This is a genomic window from Mesorhizobium sp. M5C.F.Ca.IN.020.29.1.1 (genome assembly GCF_003997375.1).
Taxonomy (GTDB): Bacteria; Pseudomonadota; Alphaproteobacteria; order Rhizobiales; family Rhizobiaceae; genus Mesorhizobium; species Mesorhizobium wenxiniae.
Genome location: NZ_RZSW01000359.1, coordinates 1 through 6,520, shown reverse-complemented (window position 1 = coordinate 6,520; position 6,520 = coordinate 1). Strand labels below are relative to the sequence as shown.

Sequence of the window (6,520 nt, the reverse complement as noted above, 5' to 3'; positions counted from 1 at the left end):
AGCGTATTTCGATGCCGATCTTCTTCAGCGCCAGGCTCGATGCGACGATCCCCTTGCTTGGAATTGGCGGCGCAAGTGCGCGGGCTGGCCAGCGATCCGGACAACCCGCTGCTCCGCGATGTCGGAACCAATGTGCTCGCCGAGTGCGTTCACATCCTGACGTCGCCCGGCGCCATCACGCGGACCTGCTGGACCCGGAAAGCCGGCCCGGCTGAGGTGCCCAGTTTAAAAGACGAATTTTTTTCATTGGAGCCATTCTTTGGAATTTGATGTGTCGCTGGGACTGCGAGATGGGCTCAAAAAGGTAAAGTCGTTCAGCGTTCTCCTCCCAAGCCACTGAACGGTGTCTCTATGAAGGTGTGAACCTTCTTCTGGCCGGGCCGCATTCGAGCCCGGCCAATTTTTTGCCGGCAGGTCTCTTGCCGGTCGCGACGGGCATCCATCGCTCCCAGAAACCAGGAAACGAGCTGGACCGCATTCGCCGCGATGCGCCCTTTTGGGAGCAATCTGCTTTCCCAGTGGCCAAAAAATGGATTGCCATTCCTTAGCCTCCAAAAATTATAGAATTAACTTTGCGGCGGTCGGGCAGAGCGGGGGAAGTTCCGCCAGCGGCTGATGACAAAAATCGCACGAGTGCCTGACATGACAATGACAACCCGGTCCGGTGCCGGTTGGAGGACGGTACTGGCAACAACGCTCATGGTGGCAGTGGGACTGTTCTCGACATCCACCTACGCCGGCCCGACCCTCGACAGGATCAAGGCTCGTGGCACGATCAAGGTTGGCGTGGGCACGATACCCGGCTTCTTCTCACCGGACAGCAACGGTCGCTGGCAAGGCTTCTTCGCCGACTATGGTCGCGCCCTGGCGATCACCGTTTTTGGCGATCCGGAGAAGGTGGAGTTCACCAACTCCTCGCCGCAGCAACGCCTGCCGGTGCTGCAATCCGGTGAGTTCGACATTCTGCTTTCCGGCGTGACGGGTGACGATCACGCGCGCCTTGCAGTTCGGCTTCCATTTCGGCCCGCCCGTTTTCTATGATGGCCAGGGCAGGCTTGTTCGCAAGGACCTCGGCGTGACCAAGGCAGCCGACCTCGATGGCGCGACGATCGGCGTGCAGAGCGGCACGACCGGCGAGTTGAACTTCGCCGATCTCTTCCGCAAGACCGGCAAGAAGTTCACGCCGGTGACGATCGAGGACACCGGCCAGTTCATCAACGCGCTGGAGACCGGTCGCGTCGACGCGATCACGCAGGACTCGTCCGATCTTGTCGGCAAGCGGACTCAGCTAAAGAAGCCCGACGATTACATCATCTTACCGGAGCGGCTGTCGAAGGAGCCGCTGGCGCCGGCGGCGACGATCGCTGGCTGGAGATCGTCAACTGGAGGTCAACGCAACCATCCAGGCCGAGGAATGGCATCACCAGCAAGAATGTCGACGATTTCCTGGAATCGCCGGACCCAGCCATACAGCGCTTCCTCGGCGTTGATCCATCGCTGGCGCACGCAATCGGCCTCAATCCAACATGGGCCTACAACATCATCAAGACCGTCGGCAATCTGAGGCCGCTCGGCTGGGAGCGCGGTTACAACAGCCTGTGGACCAACGGGCGGTCTGCTATATTCGCCGCCGTTCCGCTAACAAGCTCGTTCTACCAATGGCATTGACGCTCGAACCTGTGCCGGGTCGCTACGGCGAGGCGGCCGATGAAATCCCACACTAGCGGCCGATCGTATCGCTGCGATTGCGGCGGCGTCGCCGCTCGCAGGCCGGGGCGGCGGCGGTGTCCTTGAGCATGGACGCAAGCAGCTTCGTGCGAGAGGGGTCGTCGGCGTGATTGCTGCCGAAGGCTGTGCGATGGAAATCTTGCCCAAGATCGACTTTCCAGGCGAGGATGGGGCCGAGATGACCGGCAGCATCCGCCGTCGTCTCGTCCACATGCTCGCCGTCGCACTAGACCTGAAGATCGATGCGGGCCAGGTCACAACGCTAGACTGGCAGCGAGAGACGCTGCTCGAAATATTGATCGGGTTGTTTTCCGAGAAGTTGGTCGATTCTGTCCGGCAGGGTATGCCGCGGCGCTATGTCGAACACGCCAATGACCTGCCCTTGCTGCGCGGACAGCTCGACGTGACGCGGCAGTTCACGATCCTCGCCGCCAAACCATCGCGGCTGGCTTGTCGCTATGACTCCCTGACCGCCGATACTGCCCTCAACCGGATCATGAAGGCTGTTGCCCGGCTCGTTCGCATCCCACGGACCGCCGACAACCAGCGCCGACTGCGCGAGTTGGCATTCGCCTATGCCGATATCGCGGATGTGCCTAGGTCGGTCCTACGCTGGGACGAGGTCGTGCCTGATAGGACCAATGGCCGCTGGCGCGAGTTGCTCAATCTCGCTCGCCTCCTGCTTGGTGAGCGGTTCCAGACGACCTCTGCCGGTTGCAGCGACGGCTTCTCTCTGCTGTTCGAGATGAACACCCTGTTCGAGGAATATGTCGCTCGAATGTTGAAGCGTGTGCTGGTGGATACAGATCTCCGTGTCGTCAGCCAAGGTGGACGGCTCTACTGCCTCGAAACCGAAGATCGACGTGCCCTGTTCCAGACGCGGCTGGACATCCTGGTCAAGCGCGGCGACGAGGTCGTGCAGATTATCGACACGAAATGGAAGCGGATCGCCGCCCGTATGGAGGATGCCAAGCAAGGCGTGTCGCAGGGTGACGTGTAGCAAATGATGGCGTATGGCCAGCTTTACAAATGTGATCGGCTCCACTCCTCTACCCTCATCACGTCGCTGATAAAAACAGCGGAGGAGTGCACACAGTGCACCAAGTCACCGGAGCTGCAATTGGCTGCAAACCGTTACAATCGACATTGGTTGAAGCGAAATGTTCAGCAAGCGGCTGAGGGCAATTACCGGCTTCCAGCGGGAACGCTTGACGGCTATCGGCGTGACAGTCGGCCGGATTGAACCCATTGTCGCCCACCCTAGTACTCAGACGCGGCAAGCCTTGGCCCAGGCGCCTGAAGTGAGCATTGCGCAAGGAAGACGGGAAGAGGTCGCGTAATCCTGTGTGGTCGGGCGACAATCATTTGGGAAGGGCATATTGCCGATCCGTACCGTTGCATGCACTTCTTTGTATTGCCGGTTTTGAACTGTGACAGCTCATCAATGCTACAGAAGAGTGCGAGGGACAAAATGGAAGACATCATTGCTCGCATTCGCCGTACATCCAAGCTTGGTAGGCTCGGAGAAATCCTTGCTGCGGAAGCGCTTGCCCTAAATGGTTTTTCAGGAATCCGTGATTTGAACGGCGACATACACAACCACCCGTTCGCGACCTTCTTGCTGAAAAGTCAGGCAAACGTTACTTCATCGGGGTGAAGACGCGAAACGAGGACAGAGACATTAGGGGATTGAATGAGTCCTACAATTGCGTGCTCGTGCCTGATCCCGTGAACAAAAGGCTGAAGCTGGGTGGCGCGAGTGTCGACCAGATAACAGCAATGGCTCTTCGCCAGGTCCATGCCCTCGCAGCGTGTTTAATCCCAGCTTGGGTCACGTTGCCGATGCGCCCGGTGCAGGGAACATACGCAGCCTATTTTGGGCTGTTGACTGCGTTGGGTAACAAACGTTCGATACCTGTCACTTGGCACTTAGTTATGAGAATGCCATACAAACGATTCCAGATGCTTAGGCCGGCACTTAATTTGAGAATTAGCAGTTAATTTGATAATCGCTCTTGGCGCTTACCACTTAATGTGAGAATAGGGCTCTCGGAGTTTTTCACTGGTGAGCCTCCATGAGCGACCCATTTCCCGACGAAATTGATGAGGCGCTTTGGGACGAAGCGTGCCGGCGTGCGGATTCGATCCGCGGCTTTCTAAGGCGCCACTCCGGCCGTACTACGGCCGGAAATGTTGCGGGGCTAGCGGCCGAGCTCGGCCTTAGCCAAGCTACAGCTTACCGCCTGGTCAAGCTGTTCCGCGCCGGCGGAACCGTCCTGTCGCTTGTGGACCGCAAACGCGGGCGGCCGGAGGGTCATCGCACACTGGATGAGAAGCGTGAGGAAATTGTCCGGAGGACCATCAGCACGTTCTATCTGAAGCGGACACGACCGACGGTCTCGCAGTTGGTCCGGGACGTGCAGACGAACTGCATGTCGGCAGGACTGAAGCCGCCGCATCGCAGAACGATCGTCGCTCGCCTTGAGGACATAGACCTCCAGAAGCGTGCCAGGCGACGTGGCGAACAGAAGATCGTGAAGGCGACAACGGCCGTTCCCGGAGCGTTCGGTGCCTCCCGCCCCCTCGAGGTGGTCCAGATCGACCATACCAAAGCCCGATGTATTCGTTGTTGACGAGGAGACCCGGCAGCCGATCGGCCGGCCGTGGCTGACCTTGGCGATGGACATCTGCAGTCGGATGGTCACCGGGTTCTATCTCACTATGGAGGCCCCGTCGCGGTTGTCGACCAGCCTGTGCCTCTTGCATTCCGTCTTCGACAAGTCGGTATGGTTGAGAGAACGTGAGATCAGGGAGCCGTGGCCCGTAGCTGGCCTGCCGACCACGGTACATGTCGACAACGGATCCGACTTCCGAAGTCGAGCATTCAAGAGAGGTTGTGAGGATGCCGGTATGGCAATCGATGGCGGCCGCCGGGCGAGCCGCGCTTCGGCGGTCACATCGAGCGTCTGATCGGCACGCAGATGGGAAAGCTGCACCTGCTGCCCGGGACAACATTCAGCAACGAACAGGAGTTCGGCGAATACAACTCCAAGCGGCACGCAGCGCTGACTTTGAGGGAACTCGAGCGCTACATCGCCCTCGATATCGTCGGCTCCTATCATCAGTCGATCCACAGCTCCCTGGGCCGCCCGCCGATTGCGGTCTGGCGGAGCACGAGGGCGAGATCCCGCTTCGACTGCCACAGGATCGGCTCCGCTTCTGGCTGACCTTCCTGCCTGAGCAGGAGCGCACCTTGCGGCCGACCGGGATTCATCTGTTCGGCCTGCGCTACTGGTCGGCGGCGCTCAGCGCCGACGTCGGACGTTCTGACCGCCGCCTGCTTGTGAAGTACGATCCGCGCGACTTAGCGCGCATTTTCGTTCGACGGCCATCAGGGAACTTTGTGGAAGCCCGTTATGCCGACGTGACCCTGCCCTCGATAACCCTGCACGAGGCGCTGACCGCCCGACGCACTCTGCTGGCGAAAGGCCGCCGTGAAGTCGACACCCGCGCCATCGTCCGCACCGCGATGGCGCAGCGAGAACTGGTCGACGCGGCGACCAGAAAGACAGCGAGGTTGTCACCTGTCGCGGACGAACTGCTGTCATCCTGGATCGGCCGGCATGCCGCCTTTTACTCGGTTCCACCGCTGGTCATGCTTCGGCATTGCCTGCCGGAGGCCTCGGCGTTGCGCGCGGCCGATCTCCATCTGAGCAGTGATCGGAAATCCGCCTGGCCAAGATGTTCGCCACCGAGCCGGCCGCAGTGCGCCGAATGACCTTCGCAAATGTCGCGCAACCATCGCGTCGGTTCATCGCCACGCGGCCAACGCAGGTCTGCACCAGCTGCAGCCCGGGACATACGGAGCCGGAGCCGATCCTGCGAAGCCAGCTTCTGGGGTGGCGCATTACGTGCCCTTTGTGCGGAGACCACCTCCGGGATGCCGGCGGTCGCGAACTCGCCTCCCCTTTCCGGCAATATCGGACTGCCGCTCTTCGTGACGAAAAGCTGCTCGACGATGAAGTCGAACGTGGTATCGGAACCTGGACATCGCCAGCCGAAATTGCCCGGCTTCTCCTGATGCGACGCATTCCAAGACCTATACCACGCGAGAGCGACCTTTGGCGCTTCCGGGTGCTCGGCGCAATCATCCCCGATCTCGACCGTGTCGTCGGCGCGGAACAGGAGAACCTGCCCACGCCTGCAAAGCCGATCCTGCCGCTTCACATGCGGCCCGCTCTGCTGGCGGGAATCGCCATCGTCGAGCGTGCCGGACCGGAGATGCTCCGAATGCTGCGTGGGCACATGATAGGTGACAACAGGGTGAGATTCACCGACGCCGCCGAGAACATTATAGCCCGAGCGCGCAGGTCGAGAGCCTCTTCTCAAATGCAGTTAATTTGAGAATCAGAAGCCCAAGATTCTCACGATTAAATGCCAATCCTTAACCAAACCGGCGCATTCTTACAATTAAGTGCCAAGCGACAAATGGCCAAGTCCTTGAGACCGGCACTCACGACCAAGATGGCGCTGGGTGGGCTTTATCCCGAACTATACAATCTCAACTACGCCTCCTTCGACGTGTGCCTGAAGAAGCCCTCGAGACGATCCTCAAAGCCGGCTCGCAGACGTGATGTCTGGCGAACGCTTCGAGAAGGTGGATAGCCGCGCAACCTGAGGGAATATGATCGTGACAAGCTGTTGCGCATTGGCCAGTGGTCATGCGGATTTAGATTAGACTGGCTCGGCGCCGGCGCAGTTTGCTCATATGCCAAGGCATATACGTTAATCC

Annotated in this window: 8 protein-coding genes and 1 pseudogene; all 9 read left to right on the top strand. The window is 59.7% G+C overall.

Annotated features, from left to right (window positions below):
- A pseudogene (locus tag EOA85_RS24000) lies at positions 1–215 on the top strand (isopenicillin N synthase family oxygenase); the annotation flags it as partial.
- Between the two features lie 400 nt (positions 216–615).
- Positions 616–1,041, top strand: coding sequence for a transporter substrate-binding domain-containing protein (locus EOA85_RS39265; RefSeq protein ID WP_245485985.1), 426 nt, complete (start codon positions 616–618; stop codon positions 1,039–1,041).
- Positions 983–1,564 carry a transporter substrate-binding domain-containing protein gene (locus EOA85_RS39260; protein ID WP_245485984.1) on the top strand — a complete coding sequence of 194 codons (582 nt, stop codon included), beginning with the start codon at positions 983–985 and terminating at the stop codon, positions 1,562–1,564. The genes EOA85_RS39265 and EOA85_RS39260 overlap by 59 nt, the downstream gene beginning before the upstream one ends.
- 294 nt (positions 1,565–1,858) lie before the next feature.
- Positions 1,859–2,728, top strand: coding sequence for an McrC family protein (locus EOA85_RS23990; protein ID WP_245485983.1), 870 nt, complete (start codon positions 1,859–1,861; stop codon positions 2,726–2,728).
- A gap of 471 nt (positions 2,729–3,199) precedes the next feature.
- The gene (locus EOA85_RS23985; RefSeq protein ID WP_127211416.1) at positions 3,200–3,385 is read left to right on the top strand and encodes a hypothetical protein; all 186 of its coding nucleotides are present in this window, start codon (positions 3,200–3,202) and stop codon (positions 3,383–3,385) included.
- Between the two features lie 418 nt (positions 3,386–3,803).
- On the top strand, positions 3,804–4,361 hold the full coding sequence (locus EOA85_RS39255) for a helix-turn-helix domain-containing protein (protein ID WP_245485982.1): 558 nt from the start codon (positions 3,804–3,806) through the stop codon (positions 4,359–4,361).
- Between the two features lie 348 nt (positions 4,362–4,709).
- On the top strand, positions 4,710–4,955 hold the full coding sequence (locus tag EOA85_RS39245; protein ID WP_245485980.1) for a hypothetical protein: 246 nt from the start codon (positions 4,710–4,712) through the stop codon (positions 4,953–4,955).
- Between the two features lie 26 nt (positions 4,956–4,981).
- Positions 4,982–5,506, top strand: a complete 525-nt coding sequence (locus tag EOA85_RS39240) for a Mu transposase C-terminal domain-containing protein (RefSeq protein WP_245485979.1) — start codon at positions 4,982–4,984, stop codon at positions 5,504–5,506.
- A 356-nt stretch (positions 5,507–5,862) separates the two neighbouring features.
- Positions 5,863–6,132, top strand: coding sequence for a hypothetical protein (locus EOA85_RS37680; RefSeq protein WP_245485978.1), 270 nt, complete (start codon positions 5,863–5,865; stop codon positions 6,130–6,132).
- Positions 6,133–6,520: the final 388 nt, after the last annotated feature.

What these genes read in the sequence shown, in the direction of transcription:
- EOA85_RS39265 (WP_245485985.1), top strand. Translation starts at nt 616, where the DNA reads ATGACAAAAATCGCACGAGTGCCTGACATGACAATGACAACCCGGTCC.
- EOA85_RS23990 (WP_245485983.1), top strand. Translation starts at nt 1,859, where the DNA reads ATGGAAATCTTGCCCAAGATCGACTTTCCAGGCGAGGATGGGGCCGAG.
- EOA85_RS23985 (WP_127211416.1), top strand. Translation starts at nt 3,200, where the DNA reads ATGGAAGACATCATTGCTCGCATTCGCCGTACATCCAAGCTTGGTAGG.
- EOA85_RS39255 (WP_245485982.1), top strand. Translation starts at nt 3,804, where the DNA reads ATGAGCGACCCATTTCCCGACGAAATTGATGAGGCGCTTTGGGACGAA.
- EOA85_RS39245 (WP_245485980.1), top strand. Translation starts at nt 4,710, where the DNA reads ATGGGAAAGCTGCACCTGCTGCCCGGGACAACATTCAGCAACGAACAG.